Source organism: Rhizobium sp. K33, assembly GCF_056501445.1.
Genome location: NZ_CP096478.1, coordinates 2,529,624 through 2,545,891, shown reverse-complemented (window position 1 = coordinate 2,545,891; position 16,268 = coordinate 2,529,624). Strand labels below are relative to the sequence as shown.

Annotated in this window: 11 protein-coding genes and 2 pseudogenes; 6 read left to right on the top strand and 7 right to left on the bottom strand. The window is 62.0% G+C overall.

The window, feature by feature from the left end; translation table 11 throughout:
- The first annotated feature begins 122 nt into the window (after nucleotides 1-122).
- Nucleotides 123-1,238 (top strand): branched-chain amino acid ABC transporter substrate-binding protein, encoded by a 1,116-nt coding sequence (locus M1E12_RS12500; protein WP_113458417.1) that lies wholly within the window; start codon nucleotides 123-125, stop codon nucleotides 1,236-1,238.
- Between the two features lie 64 nt (nucleotides 1,239-1,302).
- Here the strand turns inward: M1E12_RS12500 and M1E12_RS12495 are convergent, their stop codons facing one another.
- The 7 genes and pseudogenes from M1E12_RS12495 to M1E12_RS12465 form a co-directional block, all read right to left on the bottom strand.
- Nucleotides 1,303-1,836 carry an AAA family ATPase gene (locus M1E12_RS12495; RefSeq protein WP_479562024.1) on the bottom strand — a complete coding sequence of 178 codons (534 nt, stop codon included), beginning with the start codon at nucleotides 1,834-1,836 and terminating at the stop codon, nucleotides 1,303-1,305.
- 124 nt (nucleotides 1,837-1,960) lie between these two features.
- Nucleotides 1,961-2,248: pseudogene (locus M1E12_RS12490) on the bottom strand (helix-turn-helix domain-containing protein); the annotation flags it as partial.
- 131 nt (nucleotides 2,249-2,379) lie between these two features.
- A pseudogene (locus M1E12_RS12485) lies at nucleotides 2,380-2,884 on the bottom strand (response regulator); the annotation flags it as partial.
- Complete coding sequence (locus M1E12_RS12480; protein WP_479562023.1) at nucleotides 2,877-6,260, bottom strand: hybrid sensor histidine kinase/response regulator; 3,384 nt, start codon at nucleotides 6,258-6,260, stop codon at nucleotides 2,877-2,879. The gene M1E12_RS12480 and the pseudogene M1E12_RS12485, both read right to left, overlap by 8 nt.
- 77 nt (nucleotides 6,261-6,337) lie before the next feature.
- On the bottom strand, nucleotides 6,338-6,796 hold the full coding sequence (locus M1E12_RS12475) for a DUF5680 domain-containing protein (protein WP_479562022.1): 459 nt from the start codon (nucleotides 6,794-6,796) through the stop codon (nucleotides 6,338-6,340).
- Nucleotides 6,797-6,891: 95 nt separating this feature from the next.
- On the bottom strand, nucleotides 6,892-9,447 hold the full coding sequence (locus M1E12_RS12470) for an HWE histidine kinase domain-containing protein (RefSeq protein ID WP_479562021.1): 2,556 nt from the start codon (nucleotides 9,445-9,447) through the stop codon (nucleotides 6,892-6,894).
- Nucleotides 9,425-9,991 (bottom strand): biliverdin-producing heme oxygenase, encoded by a 567-nt coding sequence (locus M1E12_RS12465; RefSeq protein ID WP_479562020.1) that lies wholly within the window; start codon nucleotides 9,989-9,991, stop codon nucleotides 9,425-9,427. Before M1E12_RS12465 ends, M1E12_RS12470 begins: the two co-directional genes overlap by 23 nt.
- Before the next feature lie 246 nt (nucleotides 9,992-10,237).
- Here M1E12_RS12465 and urtA point away from each other — a divergent pair, with 246 nt between their 5' ends.
- From urtA to urtE, 5 genes are all read left to right on the top strand, one after another.
- Entirely contained in the window at nucleotides 10,238-11,527 is a 1,290-nt protein-coding gene (gene urtA / locus M1E12_RS12460; RefSeq protein WP_479562019.1) for an urea ABC transporter substrate-binding protein, read from the top strand.
- Between the two features lie 241 nt (nucleotides 11,528-11,768).
- Entirely contained in the window at nucleotides 11,769-13,373 is a 1,605-nt protein-coding gene (gene urtB / locus M1E12_RS12455) for an urea ABC transporter permease subunit UrtB (protein ID WP_479562018.1), read from the top strand.
- Nucleotides 13,370-14,539, top strand: a complete 1,170-nt coding sequence (gene urtC / locus M1E12_RS12450; protein ID WP_479562017.1) for an urea ABC transporter permease subunit UrtC — start codon at nucleotides 13,370-13,372, stop codon at nucleotides 14,537-14,539. Before urtB ends, urtC begins: the two co-directional genes overlap by 4 nt.
- 4 nt (nucleotides 14,540-14,543) lie before the next feature.
- Complete coding sequence (gene urtD / locus M1E12_RS12445; RefSeq protein ID WP_479562016.1) at nucleotides 14,544-15,299, top strand: urea ABC transporter ATP-binding protein UrtD; 756 nt, start codon at nucleotides 14,544-14,546, stop codon at nucleotides 15,297-15,299.
- 219 nt (nucleotides 15,300-15,518) lie between these two features.
- On the top strand, nucleotides 15,519-16,214 hold the full coding sequence (gene urtE / locus M1E12_RS12440; RefSeq protein WP_479562015.1) for an urea ABC transporter ATP-binding subunit UrtE: 696 nt from the start codon (nucleotides 15,519-15,521) through the stop codon (nucleotides 16,212-16,214).
- The last annotated feature ends 54 nt before the right edge of the window (nucleotides 16,215-16,268 follow it).

Sequence of the window (16,268 nt, the reverse complement as noted above, 5' to 3'; positions counted from 1 at the left end):
GCTTGGTAAAAAACAAGGCTTCGGCCACATACAAAGAGTGGAACAGTTTTCCGGCGCAGTCACAGCGGGTATTGCGCAGGGTTTTTATCCTAAACCCGCACAAAAAACTTGGGAGTAACAATATGAAGAAGTCTCTCCTTTCGGCAGTTGCGCTGACGGCCATGGTCGCCTTCAGCGGCAACGCTTACGCCGAAATCCTCGTCGGCGTTGCCGGCCCGCTCACGGGTCCGAACGCCGCATTCGGCGCACAGCTCCAGAAGGGTGCCGAGCAGGCTGCTGCCGACATCAACGCCGCCGGCGGCATCAACGGCGAGCAGATCAAGATCGTTCTCGGCGACGACGTCTCGGACGCCAAGCAGGGCGTTTCGGTCGCCAACAAGTTCGTAGCTGACGGCGTCCAGTACGTTATCGGCCACTTCAACTCCGGCGTTTCGATCCCGGCTTCGGAAGTCTATGCCGAAAACGGCATCCTGCAGATCACGCCTGCTTCGACGAACCCGAACTACACCGAGCGCGGCCTGTGGAACACCTTCCGCGTTTGCGGTCGTGACGACCAGCAGGGTGCGGTTGCCGGCAAGTACATCGCCGACAACTTCAAGGACGCCAAGGTTGCCGTCGTTCACGACAAGACGCCTTACGGCCAGGGGCTTGCCGACGAAACCAAGAAGGCAATGAACGAACTCGGCGTGACCGAAGTCATCTACGAAGGCATCACCGCCGGCGAAAAGGACTACTCGGCTCTGATCGCCAAGATGAAGGAAGCTGGCGTATCGATCGTCTACTTCGGCGGTCTGCACACCGAAGCTGGCCTCATCATGCGCCAGATGGCTTCGCAGGGCCTCGACGCAACCCTGATGTCCGGCGACGGCATCACCTCGAACGAACTCGCTTCGATCGCCGGTGACGCAGTTGACGGCACGCTGATGACCTTCCCGCCGGACCCGCGCAAGAACCCGAACGCTGCTGACGCCGTCAAGAAGTTCCGCGACGCCGGCTTCGAACCGGAAGCCTACACGCTGTACTCCTATGCAGCTCTCCAGGTCATCGCTGACGCTGCCAAGGCTGCCAGCTCGACCGATCCGGAAGCCGTTGCAACGGCTCTGAAGGAAAAGGGCCCGTTCACGACCGTTATCGGCGAACTGTCCTTCGACGCCAAGGGTGACATCACCCGTCCGGACTACGTCATGTACACCTGGAAGAAGGGCGAGGACGGCAAGTACTCGTACTTCCAGGACTAATTCGATCCTTCATCGGACCGACGGAAAGCCCGGCCCCGCGCCGGGCTTTCTGCGTTTCTGAGCTTCAGTGCGGCAAAGCCCGAAGAACGAAGTCGGCGCGTTGGGCGAGCGGTGCTTTCGGAATGACCGTCCACTCGTAGCCTAGCTCCGCATAGTGGGTGGCGAGCCTGTGGTATTCCTCAACAGCGGCTGTAAAGTCGTGCTGGCGCTCGTCGTCCTTTGCGAAGATCTCGGGCCATGGCGGGACGGCGAAGACGCGGCGGTGATACCGCGCGTCCTTCTGCAGCGCCTCGATTGCCGCGGTATTCCCGGTCGCGGATGCCAGGGCAGAGGCCGCGTCAACGAGGCTCCGATCAAAGAAGACCCAGCCATCGTGGCCCGCCATGCGATTTCGATCCTCTTGGCCAAGGCGGATCGCTTCTTCGGCGAATGCCTTCAGATCGATCCAAGGCAGTGCCCTGCCGCCGACCGCCTGCTGATGCCGGACAATGCGCCGTCCGGGCTCTTCGACCGTCGCAAAGCCGCGTGCATGCAGGGCCTGCAGGAGCGTTGATTTGCCGCCGCCGGAGCAACCGGTGACGATGACGAAATTGTCCATGATCTTGTCCTAGCTATGGGGGACAGGGGGGTGGTGTTTCGCTCGCGCAGGCGAGGCCCCAGCCGGCGGCGTCAGCGGTGCCAGCTGCGCTGCAGCTCACCGCTGACTAGCCGAGCCGATGTGCTCAGGTCTCGCGCAGCACATCCGCTGCCTTGACGGCGGCCGAGGCGCGGTTTTCGACGCCGAGCTTGGCGTAGATCTGCTCGAGATGCTTGTTCACCGTGCGGGCGGATAGCCCGAGGATCTCGCCAATGTCGCGGTTTGCCTTGCCCTTGGCGATCCAGAGCAGGACTTCGCTTTCGCGATGCGTGAGGCCGAAGCGCTCCCGCAGCATCTCGTCTTCGCTCTGGCGGTTCGCGGAGGTGAGGCGGAAGAGGTATTCGTCGGCCCCGATCGTGCCGAGCAAGGAGAGGGTGAGGGGAAGGCCGGTGGCGCCGGGGAAGGGGAAGCTCGAGTCCGAGTGCCCCGACGTGCCGGCGCGGCGGGCCTGAAGCCAGTTGGCGGCGGCCCTGGCGACGTCGCCGATGCCCTCGGCATGGCCGGTCGCCGTCTCGATCAGTCGGTTGGCCTGCGGGGTCGTCCAGTGGACCTGTCCGTCGCCGCGGATGGCCAGCAGATGCCGGCCGGCGGCATCGAGAGCCACGCGCGCGCTTTGGGCCGAACGGGCGTTCGACAGATGGACGCGGATGCGGGCGCGCAGCTCATCGATGTTGATCGGCTTGGTGAGGTAGTCGACGCCACCTGACTCAAGCGCCTTTACCACATGTTCCGTCTCGGTCAGCCCGGTCATGAAGATCACGGGGACCTGGGCCACGACCGGATCCGCTTTCAGCGACCGGCAGGTTTCGAAGCCGTCCATGCCGGGCATGACGGCATCGAGCAGGATAAGGTCGGGGCTGATGCGGGCGACGATCGAAAGCGCCCCGTGTCCGGATGTGGCAATCAGGACCGAATAGCCGGAGGCTTCCAAGGTCTCCGTCAGGAAACCCAGCGCATCGGGACTGTCGTCCACCAGAAGCACGATATCGCGGCGGCTCGCCTCAGCCATGGATCGGCTCCCTGCCGGTTTCGAAGGAGGTCAGGAAGCTGCGCAGGCCCGCCAGATCGAAGGCCTGCACATAGGCCCGCGCCGCGTCGACGAAGGCCCTGTTATCTCCCAGCGCGCCGAGCTCGGCGAGTTTTGCCTCGATGCCGCGGACATAACCGATATCGCAGAGGCTGATCAACTCCTCGATATGGCTCGGTCCTGGCGATACAGGTTTGTTGGGCAGGATGGTCGGTTGCAGCAGACGCGGATCGTCGGCATAGATCCAGTCGAGGCCGAGGAAGCGGGCGAGCTTGTCGCGCAGGCGGGTGATGTCGACGGGCTTCGCGATCGCGTCGTCATGGCCTTCGCCTCCCGGGGCCGGAGCATCGCCGACATTGGCCGAAAGCATCAGGATCGGGGCCTTCTGGCCTGCATCGCGCAGCTTTTCCACGAGCTGCCAGCCGTTCATGCCTGGCATGGAAATGTCGACCAGAAAAAGGTCGGCCTTTACGCCCTCGATCAGCGTCAGACATTCCGGGCCGCCTGCGGCGGTCAGAACCACGAAGTCGAGTGGCGCCAGCACCTCCCGCATCAGTTCGCGATGATCCTCGTTGTCATCCACCACCACGATGGTGCGGCGGGGACCGGTATAGGAGACGATCTTGCGTTCGGGGGCGGGTGCGGTGTTCGGCCGGTCGATCGCAGACAGCATCAGCCGGACCTTGAAGGTCGAGCCCTTGTCGCGTTCGCTGGTGACGGAGATCTCGCCGCCGAGCGTGTTGGTCAGAAGCTTGGTGATCGTGAGCCCGAGCCCCAGGCCCGGCATGGGGCGCACATTGTCGGCCTCGCCGCGCTGGAAGGGCTCGTAGATCCGGTTCAGGTCCTTCTCCGAAATGCCGCGCCCGCTGTCGCTCACCGTGAAGGTCGCAACCTGGCTGCGATAGTCGACGTCGAAGCGGATCGTTCCTTCATCGGTGAACTTGATGGCGTTGGAGAGCAGGTTGACCAGGATCTGGCGCAGGCGGCGCTCGTCGGTGCGGACATAGAGCGGCAGGTTTCGCGAGCGCTGGTGCTCGAACAGAATGCCTTTGGCGGCTGCCTGCGGGGCAAACATGTCGACCAGCTGGTCGAGGAAGTCCTGGATGTTGACCTCGTTCGAGAAGACCTGCAATCGACCGGCTTCGATCTTGGAGATATCCAGAAGGCCGTCGATCAGGCCGGAGAGGTGATCGGCAGAGCGCCGAATGACCTTGATCGCCGATTGCCGGGGCACGGGGATCGTGTCGTCCCGCTCAAGGATCTGGGCATAGCCGAGCACGGCATTCAGCGGTGTCCTGAGTTCATGGGAGAGGCCGACGACATAGCGGCTCTTGGCGCGGTTTGCGGCCTCCGCCGTTTCCTTGGCATTCTGCAGGGCGGCGTCCGTCTTGCGGTGGGCGGCGATTTCCTTGAGCAGCAGCGTGTTCTGGCGCGAGGATTCCTCTTCGGCCACGACGCGGCTGTCATGGGCGAGCACGTAGAACCAGGAGACGATGCCGGCGATGATCGCGAAGATGAAGAAGACGACCGTCACCGTGCGGTTCACCACATCGGTCATGGCGGGCGTGGCGGCATTCACCTGATGGGCGATGACCGCGAGGATGACGCCGATCAGAGAGATCGACATCATGGCGGTCACGGCATAGCGGCCAAGGCGTGTGGAGAAGGTCTCGATCACGGCTTCAGGCAATAATGTCCTGGCGACGGTTGCGGCCTGAGCGTTGATCTTCGCATGCGGCTTGCACATGTCGTGGCAGCGGCTATCGAGCGTGCAGCACAGCGAGCAGATCGGGGCTGCGTAGGCCGGGCACCAGGCCATGTCCTCCGGCTCGAAAGGATGTTCGCAGATCGAGCAGGTGATGCCGGTCTGGTTCTTCCAGCTGTAGCGGGGTTTGCGGGCCAGATAGAACTTGCCTTCCGTCCACCAGGCGATGAGCGGCGAGATCAGGAAGGCGACCAGCGTCACATAGGTCGAGAGCGACGCCATGAGGTCGCCGAATGCGCCGAAATGGGCGGCGAGCGCGAGGCCCGCCGAGAGCGCCATGGTGCCGCAGCCGACGGGATTGACGTCGTAGAGATGGGCGCGCTTGAACTCGATGCCGGGGGGCGAAAGGCCGAGTTTCTTGTTGACGAAGAGATCGGCGGAGATGGCGCAAAGCCAGCTCATGGCGATGATCGAAAAGATGCCGAGCGTCTCTTCGAGCAGGCCATAGATGCCGAGCTCCATCAGCAGCAGGGCGATGGCGACGTTGAAGACCAGCCAGACGACGCGGCCGGGATGGCTGTGGGTCAGGCGCGAGAAGAAGTTCGACCAGGCGAGCGAGCCCGCATAGGCATTCATCACGTTGATCTTGAGCTGTGAGATCACCACGAAGCCGGCCATCAGCAGCATGGCGGCGGTCTCGTTCGGCAGCATGTAGCCGAAGGCTGCGACATACATGTGCGCAGGATCGGCGGCTTCGCTGATCGGCACGCCGGTGGAGAGCGTCAGGACGGCAAGAAAGGAGCCGGCGAGCAGCTTCGGCACGCCAAGCACGACCCAGCCGGAACCGGCGAGGAAGATGGCGATGCGGTGATGCAGCTTGCGCGCACCCTCCGGCGGCAGGAAGCGCAGGAAGTCGACCTGCTCGCCAATCTGCGGCATCAGCGCCAGTATGACGGCGGAGGCGGCGCCGAATTCCAGGAGGTCGAAGGGGGCGGCCTGACCAAGATGGGCATTGGAATGGTTGATGCCGGCGAAGGCGCGCCAGAGGTCGATTTTCTCCCAGTCGAGAAAGGCGATGAAGACGAACGGCAGAATATTCAGCACGATCCAGAAGGGCTGGGTCAGCAGCTGGAATTTCGAGATCATCCGGATGCCATAGGTCACCAGCGGCAGGACGACGACAGCCGAAATGATGTAGCCGAGCCAGAGCGGTATGCCGAAGGCGAGCTCCAGCGCCTTGGTCATGATCGAAGCTTCGATGGCAAAGAGCATGAAGGTGAAGGCGGCGTAGATGAGCGAGGTGATCGTCGAGCCGATATAGCCGAAGCCTGCGCCGCGGGTCAGAAGGTCGATATCGACCCCGTGACGGATGGCATATCTGCTGATCGGCACGCCGACGAGCAGCATCAGGATGGCGGCGACAATGATCGCGAAAAAGGCGTTGGTGGTGCCGTAGGCGATGGTGATCGTGCCGCCGATCGCCTCGAGTGCCAGGAAGGATATCGCGCCGATCGCGGTCTGCGAGATCCGGCTCGACGAGAATTTCCGGGCGCTCTTGGCGGTGAAACGCAGCGCATAGTCTTCCAGCGTCTGGTTGGCGACCCAGCGATTGTATTCGCGGCGGACGGGAATGATGCGTTGGCGTGCCGGCATGCCTAAAATCTAGCGGTTCTTCTCGAGTGACTTTCCTTTAGGCATTTTCACGGGATTGTCGAGAATAGCAAGGGCCGTCACGGCTTGATCAGGCCACCCTGGTAGTCGAGCTGGTAGACGACGCGACCGTCGACAAAGATGCGTTCGACACCGTGGAAACTGCCGCAGTCGCCAACCGACTGATCGACATATTCGCCGAGGGGATGCTGATAGCTGAAGCCGCCGAGGAAACGCTTCTCCTGGTAAAGGGCGCTCAGCGCCTGCTTGCTCACGGTGCCCGCCCTTTCGCCGTCGAAGCGCTCCGGGTCCAGGATGCGGCCGTAGTAGTTCATAGCCCAGATCGGTGTTTCGTTTTTCCAGACGACTTCCTGACCCAGAAAGTCTGTCCCGCCAAAATAGCTGTCGAGATAAGAAAAGGCACCGCGCTGATAAGTGATGTCATGCGCGCCGCGACGGGTGAGCGCTGCGACCGAAGGCTGGCCGCCGACATAACTGACCGCCTTCGCTTCGACGATAAATCGCTCCAAAGCCTCCACGCTTCCCTCCTGCGCCAGAACATAAAGGGAACGTAGAGACTTTGTGCAGCCGACACAACCCCCGATATCCAAGGGTTGTGAGAGCTCCATCAATCTTATTGAGCTGCGGTCGATGCCGTCAGACGATCGGAGAGTGCCTTCATCAGCGCATTGGAATCGTAGGGCTTCCGGACGACCGGGATCGAGAGCAATTCATCCGGAACGACTGACCGATCATCATAGCCTGTGGCGAAAACGAAGGGGATGCCGCGCCGCAGAAGTTCCTCGGCCACGGGGACCGAGGTGTCCCGTCCCAGATTGATGTCGAGGATGGCGATCGAGGGCGTGAAGGTCTTCAGCCGGTTTAGGGCATCGGTGCTGGAACTTGCAGTGACGACATTGTCCATGCCGGCATCGGCGAGCATCATCTCCGCGTCCATGGCGATCAGCACCTGGTCCTCGACGAGAAGGACCGGCAGGCCGGCAAGGCTTGTCGGAGTGACTTCCGGAGTGTTGTCTGCGGTGATGCTCGGCTCTACCGCCGCCGGTTCATCTTCCCAGGTCAGGAAGCGGCCGGGCAGGCGGAATTCCGCATTGAGGCCATCGGGGCGATAATCGAGATTGCTCGTTCCGCCGAGGTCGTAGGGAATGCTGCGTTCGATCAGCGCCGTGCCGAATCCCTTGCGGCCAACCGGACCGACAACCGGGCCGCCGCTTTCGCGCCAGCGCAGGATGCAATCGCCATCATCGACCTCTTCCCAGGCGACATTCAATGAGCCGCCGTCGCGCGACAGGGCGCCATATTTGGCGGCATTCGTGCAAAGTTCGTGAATGACGAGGGCCGCCACCGCATGGGCGCGGGCATCGAGCGTCACCGGTGCGCCATGGATCTCGATGCTGCTTTGGCTTGCGCGATACGGCAGAAGCTCTGCTTCGAGAAGATCATGAAGCTTGCCGCCGCCGCCGCCGCGGGTGAGTTGGTCATGGGCGTGGGAGAGAGCCTGAACGCGCCCGCGCAGCGAGCCGATATAGGTTTCGATCGGGATCTGGTCCTGCGAGGGAGCCGCGATCAGCGATTTGATCACCGCGAGAATGTTCTTCACGCGGTGGTTCAGCTCTTCGTTCAGCATGCGCTGGCGAACGTCCGACTTGCTGCGTTCCTCCTGCATCAGCTCATTGTGGCGCAAGACGATCTCGACGGTCGCCGAGCGAATGGCTTCCGCGATCTCGAAATCGGAATCCCGCCACGGGGTGGCCTGGCGCTGAACCGTTTCCTTCCAGAGCGCGAAACTCTTGCGCGGCGTCAGGCGGTCACCGAGCGGACCCGTCTCGTAGGTCTTTTCGGGATTGCCCGCCCAATCGAGGGTCTGCAGGCGTTCCTTGCGGAAGAAGAAGAGATAGTCGCGCGGTAGCTGCGACAGCGGCACCGCCATGACGCCGGATACGTTCTCGAAATAGGCAGAGGCGGGCGGATAGTCCTCAGAAAGTCGCTTGGTGGACCAGATGCGGCCGTCTGCGACGCTCGAGATGAAACGGATCAGCTCGTCTTCGGCGCCTTTTGGCGGCGTGCTGCCGATCGATGTCCAGCGACCGTTGATCCAGAGACCGACGCCGTCGCAGGCAAAAAGCGCCTGAAACTCGGGCAGGGCTGCCGTCAGAATGTCATCGAGATCGGTGTGCAGCGAGGCCGCCTGCAAGAAGCGATCGAGGGACCGGCGAGCTTCGTTGGCGACATCTAGCTTGCGCTTCTGTTTCAGCGCCAGAAGATGGAGCGAGAAGAACTCGCCGAACATTTCGGCGGCGATGCGCTCGGACATCGTCAGCGTCTTCGGTGCGTAATGATGGCAGGCGATCAGGCCCCAGAGGCGATTATCGAGGATGAGTGAAATGGACATGGAGGCAGACACCCCCATGTTGCGCAGATACTCGCAGTGGATCGGAGAAACGCTGCGCAGATGGGCGAAAGAGAGGTCGAGGGGGGACTCGCGCTCTACGAGTTCCGGCTCCAGGTTCACGCGCAGGCCGCGGGCATCCGAAATCACCCGGATCGGGTTCTGCATGTAGAGGATGCGGGCCTGCTGCGGAATGTCGGTGGCCGGAAAATACTGGCCAAGGAAGCTTTCCAGATCCTCCCGCTTGGCTTCGCTTGCAACCCGGCCTGATCCATCTTCCTCGAAGCGGTAGATCATCACTCGATCGTAGCCGAGCACGGTGCGCACGAGTTTGGCGGAGGCGGAGATCAGGAGGTCGACATCGTTGATGTCCTTGATCCGGCCGATCATCTCGCGCGCCAGCTGAAGGGGCTGGGTGCGGCGGAGCGATGGTTCGAACTCGATGATCGCGCCCTGCTTCTGACGGTGCACGGCAACGTCGAAGTATTTTCCATTCGGTAGCCGAAGATGCGCAATCACGGCTGCCCGGTTGGCTTCGGGGGCCGCGGCAATGGCATTGCGGATATCGTGGATCACGTCGTCGCCGAGGAACTCGGTGACGTAGCTTCCCTGCGCAATATCAGGAGCTCCCAGCATTTCGGGCGCGTTGGCGGAGAAAAATCGGACGGAGGTTACAGCGGGATCGCAGGCGAGGAGACATCCATGGGGCTGGATGGAGCCTGGGATATGGATGGGTTCGCGATCACAATTGGTCAGATCAACGGACGGTGCGGTCTGCATTCAAGGCGCTTTCGAAAGCATTGCGGGCATAGTCGAAAGCGGTGTTTGCCCACCGCGCAGCGGCTCGGTCGTCGTATCCACGCACGTTCTCCATACGGTCGGAAAACGCGCGCCAGTTCGAAAAGTTCCGAGCTTGCGAAAAAATATGTCGAGCGCCAAAATCGGCTGAAAAACCAAGCGCTTCGGCGCGCTTTGCCAGAACACGGGCGCCAAGAGACGAGCCTTCCAGCACATAAAGCAGGCCCACGACGCCTTCGCCTTCGGGGGGGGTGAAGGGGTGATCCATGGACGGTTCGGGCGCGTCGAGATCTGCAAGGTCTGCCTTCAGTTCGTCGCGCACAAGGCCCGGCTGCCAATCCTGAAAGGCTGAGGGCAGGCGCGTGCCGGAGAGCCAGTCTTCGACGGGCAGGCGAAAGGCTGCCATGCCGGCGAGGTAGCGCCGGTAATCCGCAACGGTCGCAAAGCTGCCGACCAGCGTGTCCAGCGCCTCGTGGGCGCTCGCTGTGGCCTCTTTCAAGGCGTTGCGGCGGGGTGGGAGATGCATCGTTTTTCCTTTATCTATCTTCCTTATATAGTGTGGGTGCACCGTCGCTCACAAGCCGGCTTCGTATCGTCGTGAAGTGATGGATCCTCACCAGAGGGCATGCAGGGGCCTGCGTTCCGCGTTTTGCCCCATGACCTACGTCAAACGACGTATACGGTTTTGCGCCGCAGCATCGGATAGTCCCCATCAGCAACGGTTAACACTCATTAACCGACCGGTTGCGACCAAGAAGAGGGGATCACGACAATGTCCATGAAGATGAAACTCACCGGCGCGCTGCTTGGCGCCATGCTGTCGACGACCGCCTTCCACGGCGCGTTCGCGCAGGAAGACACGATCAAGATCGGCGTCCTGCATTCGCTGTCCGGCACGATGGCGATCTCGGAAACGACGCTGAAGGACGCCATGCTGATGCTCGTCGAAGAGCAGAACAAGAAGGGTGGCGTTCTCGGCAAGAAGCTCGAAGCCGTTGTCGTCGACCCGGCTTCCGACTGGCCGCTGTTTGCCGAAAAGGCCCGCGAACTGATCGAAAAGGACAAGGTTGCGGCCGTCTTCGGTTGCTGGACCTCGTCTTCGCGCAAGTCCGTTCTGCCGGTCTTCGAAGAGCTGAACTCGATCCTCTTCTACCCGGTCCAGTACGAGGGTGAAGAGTCCTCGCGCAACATCTTCTACACGGGTGCTGCTCCGAACCAGCAGGCCATCCCGGCCGTTGATTACCTCGCCGAAAACGAAGGCGTCGAGCGTTGGGTTCTGGCCGGTACCGACTACGTCTATCCGCAAACGACCAACAAGATCCTCAAGGCCTATCTGATGTCGAAGGGCGTTGCCGAAGAAGACATCATGATCAACTACACGCCGTTCGGTCATTCCGACTGGCAGACCATCGTCTCCGACATCAAGAAGTTCGGTTCGGCCGGCAAGAAGACGGCCGTCGTCTCGACCATCAACGGTGACGCCAACGTCCCGTTCTACAAGGAGCTCGGCAACCAGGGCATCAAGGCCGAAGACATTCCGGTCGTCGCCTTCTCCGTCGGTGAAGAAGAACTTGCCGGTCTCGACACGGCCCCGCTCGTCGGTCACCTCGCAGCCTGGAACTACTTCCAGTCCGTCGACACCCCGGCCAATGCCGAATTCATCCAAACCTGGCACGCCTTCACCAAGAACGACAAGCGCGTGACCAACGACCCGATGGAAGCTGCCTATATCGGCTTCAATGCCTGGGTTAAGGCCGTCGAAGCCGCCGGCACGACCGACACCGATGCCGTTCTCGACTCGATCATCGGCGTTGCCGTTCCGAACCTGACCGGCGGCTACTCCACCGTCATGCCGAACCACCACATCACCAAGCCTGTTCTGATCGGCGAAATCCAGGCCGATGGCCAGTTCGAAGTCGTCCAGGAGACGCCTGCCGTCGTCGGTGACGAGTGGTCCGATTACCTGCCCGACTCCAAGGACCTGATCGCCGATTGGCGCAAGCCGATGGAATGCGGCAACTTCAACGTCGCCACCGGCAAGTGCGGCGGCAAGGGCAGCTGATCGGCTTTCCTCCACCTCCCCCTTGAGGGGGGAGGTCATCGCGTAAGCGATGGGTGGGGGTGATCTCGTGCACAGAGTCACCCCACTCCGAACCTTCGGTTCGACCCTCCCCCTCAAGGGGAGGGTGTTCGCGGAACGCCGACATCGGAACACTCCTTCTCCCCGTTTGCGGGGAGAAGGTGCCGGCAGGCGGATGAGGGGCTCAAGAGCTCTGCCGCCCCGCCAACCCGGGGAAAACAGAATGCTTATTCGTTTCATCACACTCGCCTTTCTTTTCCTCTCCGTCGCCGCCCACTCGATGGCGCAGAGCGACCCGCGCGCGCTCCTGAACGCGCTTGGAGACGCAAATTTCAAGCAGGCCGAAGAGCTGATCGGCCAGATCGCCGCCACCGGCGATCCCAGGATTGTGCCGGCGCTCGAAGCCTTTGCCGAGGGCGACCTCTATGCCCGCAAATCCGATGGCGCCGTCTTCATCACCAAGGCTGCCGGCAAGAACCTCGCGGCCATCGATCCGCTAACGGGCGAGACGGTCGGCGAAGAGCCGAAGGGCGCCTTCACCAAGATCAAGGTCAACAACAATCTCCGCCGCGCGATCCGCTCTGCGCTTGGCGGGCTGACGCTGCTCAGCCCGGACCGGAGCGTGCGGCTTGCTGCGGCGCAGGCGGTGCTTCAGTCGCCCAGTGCCGAAAATCTCGATCTCGTCGAGGCGGCACTTGCCACCGAGCAGGACTCGGAGGTCAAGGCGCGCATGGAGGAGGCTCGCGCCGTTTCGGTGCTTGCATCTGACCGGTCGGCGGATGAAAAGCGCGCGGCGATCGAAACCGTTGCCTCGTTGGGCGGCCGGGAAGCGGTCGGCATCTTGATGTCGGTGTCATCGAGCATCGACGAGAGCCTGAGGCCCGATCTCGACTCAGCCATCGCCGGCCTGGAAAGCCAGCTGATGCTCTGGGATGCCGCCGAGAATGTCTGGTACGGCATCTCGCTCGGCTCGGTGCTGCTGCTTGCGGCCATCGGGCTGGCCATCACCTTCGGTGTCATGGGCATCATCAACATGGCGCATGGCGAGATGGTGATGATCGGTGCCTATTCCACCTTCGTGGTGCAGCAGGTGATCCGCACCAGCTATCCCGGACTGTTCGATTGGTCGCTGGCGATTGCATTGCCCGTTGCGTTTCTGATGACGGCGCTGATCGGCCTCGTCATTGAGCGCGGCGTCATCCGTTTCCTTTATGGCCGGCCGCTTGAAACCCTGCTTGCGACCTGGGGCATTTCGCTCATCCTGCAGCAGACCGTGCGCACCATCTTCGGCCCGACCAACCAGGAAGTCGGCAATCCCTCCTGGATGTCCGGCTCCTTTGCGCTGGGTGGCATGACGATCACCTGGAACCGCATGTGGATCGTGCTCTTCTCGCTCACCATCTTCTTTGCGTTGCTGGCTCTGATGAAGCGCTCCGCCTTCGGCCTGCAGATGCGCGCGGTCACGCAGAACCGTCGGATGGCCTCGTCCATGGGCATTCGCACTCCCTGGGTCGATGCCTTCACCTTCGCGCTCGGCTCGGGCATTGCCGGCATCGCCGGCGTGGCGCTCAGCCAGATCGACAATGTCAGTCCGAACCTCGGCCAGTCCTACATCATCGACAGTTTCATGGTCGTGGTCTTCGGCGGTGTCGGCAATCTCTGGGGCACGCTGGTCGGCGCCTTGTCGCTCGGCATCCTCAACAAGTTCCTCGAACCCTCGGTCGGCGCTGTGCTCGGCAAGATCCTCGTGCTCGTGCTGATCATCCTCTTCATCCAGAAACGTCCGCGCGGGCTCTTCGCGCTCAAGGGAAGGGCGGTGGAAGCATGATTACCGGCTTCATCCTACGTGCACTCGAAGGCAAGATCCTGATTGCTGCCGGCATCCTCCTCGCCTTCGCAATGCTCATTCCGGCGCTCAACCTGCTGATGCCGCCGGACAGCCCGCTGCATGTGCCGACCTATATCATGTCGCTGCTCGGCAAATATCTCTGCTACGCGCTCCTGGCGCTCGCGCTCGATCTTGTCTGGGGTTACTGCGGCATCCTCTCGCTCGGCCATGGCGCCTTCTTCGCGCTCGGCGGCTATGCGATGGGCATGTATCTGATGCGCCAGATCGGCTCTCGCGGCGTCTATGGCGATCCCATCCTGCCGGACTTCATGGTCTTCCTGAACTGGAAGGAGCTGCCGTGGTTCTGGCATGGGATGGACATGTTCCCGGTCGCCATGGCCATGGTCCTTTTCGTGCCCGGCCTGCTTGCCTTCGTCTTCGGCTGGTTCGCCTTCCGCTCCCGTGTCAACGGAGTTTATCTCTCGATCATCACCCAGGCGATGACCTATGCGCTGATGCTCGCCTTCTTCCGCAACGACATGGGCTTCGGCGGTAATAACGGCCTCACCGACTACAAGGAGATCCTCGGCTTCTCCGTCCAGGCGGATGGCACACGCGCCGTGCTCTTTGCGCTTTCGGCGATCTTCCTGGCGCTCTGCCTCGTGATTGCCTCCGGGATCACCCGCTCGAAGTTCGGCAAGGTGCTGGTCGGCGTGCGGGACGCGGAAAGCCGCGTGCGCTTCCTGGGTTACCGGGTCGAGAACATCAAGCTCTTCACCTTCGTCGTCTCCGCGATGATGGCCGGCATTGCCGGAGCGCTCTTCGTGCCGCAGGTCGGCATCATCAACCCGGGTGAATTTGCGCCGGCAAACTCCATCGAAGTTGTCGTCTGGACGGCGGTCGGCGGTCGCGGCACGCTGATCGGGCCGATCATCGGCGCCATCCTCGTCAATGTCGGCAAGAGCTACTTTACCGGTGCCTTCCCCGATCTCTGGCTGTTCGCACTGGGCGCGCTCTTCATCTGCGTCACGCTCTTCCTGCCCAAGGGGATCGTGGGCACGGTCCAGCAGTTTCTGGCCCGGCGCAAGGAGTTCCGCAATGCCGCGGACAAGGATGCGGCCAATACCGACGTGAAACCCCAATCGGCCCCTGTGGCTGCGGAGTGATGCGATGAGCGACAAAACCACGTCCAGCCTGCTCTATCTCAACGGTGTCTCCGTTTCTTTCGATGGCTTCAAGGCGCTGAATTCGCTGTCCTTCATCGTCGAGCCTGGTGAACTTCGCGCGATCATCGGCCCGAACGGCGCCGGCAAGACGACGATGATGGACATCATCACCGGCAAGACGCGGCCCGACGAGGGCGAAGTCTTCTTCGATGGCGGCAAGGTGGATCTCACCAAGCGCGATGAAGCCGAGATCGCCCAGCTCGGGATCGGTCGCAAGTTCCAGAAGCCGACGGTGTTCGAAAGCCATACGGTCTGGGACAATCTGGAACTGGCGCTCAACCGCAAGCGCGGCGTGTTCGCTACGCTCTTTTATCGGCTGACGGCCGAGGACAAAGCGCGCATTGAGGAGATCCTGGAAACGGTGCGGCTGACCCATCGCAAGGACGAGCTCGCCGCCAATCTCTCGCATGGACAGAAGCAATGGCTGGAGATCGGCATGCTTTTGGCGCAGGAACCGAAGCTTTTGCTGGTCGACGAGCCCGTGGCCGGAATGACCGATGCCGAGACGGCGGAGACGGCCATTCTGCTGAAAGAAATCGCCAAGACCCGCTCCGTCGTCGTCGTCGAACACGACATGGGCTTCATCCGCGACCTTGGCGTCAAGGTGACGTGTCTGGCGGAAGGATCCGTTCTCGCCGAGGGCTCGATCGATTTCGTCTCGAACGACCAGAAGGTCATCGAGAACTATCTGGGGCGGTGATCGGATGGAAGTCTTGCCGTGCACACCCCCCTCTGCCCTGCCGGGCATCTCCCCCACAAGGGGGGAGAGCGGCGCGTCGTTGACCGCTCGCTTCCCTTCAAGCGCTCAGATTATCGTGGGGCTGGCAGGCTGGCTCCACTCTCCCCCCGTGTGGGGGAGATGTCACGCAGTGACAGAGGGGGGTAACCCCTTGCATCAACCGAGCGAGGAGCTCGCATCATGCTGACAGTCGAAAACGTCAATCTCCACTACGGTGCCGCCCAGGCGCTGCGCGGTGTTTCCATCAATGCCGAGATGGGCAAGATCACCTGCGTGCTCGGCCGAAACGGGGTGGGCAAGTCGTCGCTGTTGCGTGCCATCACCGGCCAGCATGCGGTGTCGGCTGGTACGATCACCTTCAACGGCACTAAACTCAACGGCATGGCCCCGTTCAACCGGGCGCGGACGGGTGTTGGTTATGTGCCGCAGGGGCGCGAGATCTTTCCCCTGCTGACCGTCAAGGAAAACCTCGAGACCGGCTACGCGCCGCTCGACCGCAAGGACCGCTTCATTCCGGACGACATCTTCGCGCTGTTTCCGGTCCTCGACACCATGCTGTCGCGGCGCGGAGGTGACCTCTCCGGTGGCCAGCAGCAGCAGCTGGCGATCGGGCGGGCCATGGTGACACGGCCGAAGATCCTGGTGCTGGACGAGCCGACCGAAGGCATCCAGCCGTCGATCATCAAGGATATCGGCCGGGCCATCCGCTATCTGCGCGACACGACCGGCATGGCGATCCTGCTCGTCGAGCAGTATCTCGATTTCTGCCGGGAGCTCGCCGATCATGTCTACATCATGGATCGCGGGGAGATCGTCCATCAGGGAGCGCCCGAGACGCTCGATACGCCGGAGGCGCGTCGCCATCTGACCGTATGATTTTGCAAGACAGGGTTGATGATTTATTAGCGAAGTCGGGTTGATGCTGGGGCC

Bases quoted from the DNA above. Each gene is read 5' to 3' on its own strand.
- M1E12_RS12500 (WP_113458417.1), top strand. From the start codon at position 123: ATGAAGAAGTCTCTCCTTTCGGCAGTTGCGCTGACGGCCATGGTCGCC.
- M1E12_RS12495 (WP_479562024.1), bottom strand. From the start codon at position 1,836: ATGGACAATTTCGTCATCGTCACCGGTTGCTCCGGCGGCGGCAAATCA.
- M1E12_RS12480 (WP_479562023.1), bottom strand. From the start codon at position 6,260: ATGCCGGCACGCCAACGCATCATTCCCGTCCGCCGCGAATACAATCGC.
- M1E12_RS12470 (WP_479562021.1), bottom strand. From the start codon at position 9,447: ATGCAGACCGCACCGTCCGTTGATCTGACCAATTGTGATCGCGAACCC.
- M1E12_RS12465 (WP_479562020.1), bottom strand. From the start codon at position 9,991: ATGCATCTCCCACCCCGCCGCAACGCCTTGAAAGAGGCCACAGCGAGC.
- urtA (WP_479562019.1), top strand. From the start codon at position 10,238: ATGTCCATGAAGATGAAACTCACCGGCGCGCTGCTTGGCGCCATGCTG.
- urtB (WP_479562018.1), top strand. From the start codon at position 11,769: ATGCTTATTCGTTTCATCACACTCGCCTTTCTTTTCCTCTCCGTCGCC.
- urtC (WP_479562017.1), top strand. From the start codon at position 13,370: ATGATTACCGGCTTCATCCTACGTGCACTCGAAGGCAAGATCCTGATT.
- urtD (WP_479562016.1), top strand. From the start codon at position 14,544: ATGAGCGACAAAACCACGTCCAGCCTGCTCTATCTCAACGGTGTCTCC.
- urtE (WP_479562015.1), top strand. From the start codon at position 15,519: ATGCTGACAGTCGAAAACGTCAATCTCCACTACGGTGCCGCCCAGGCG.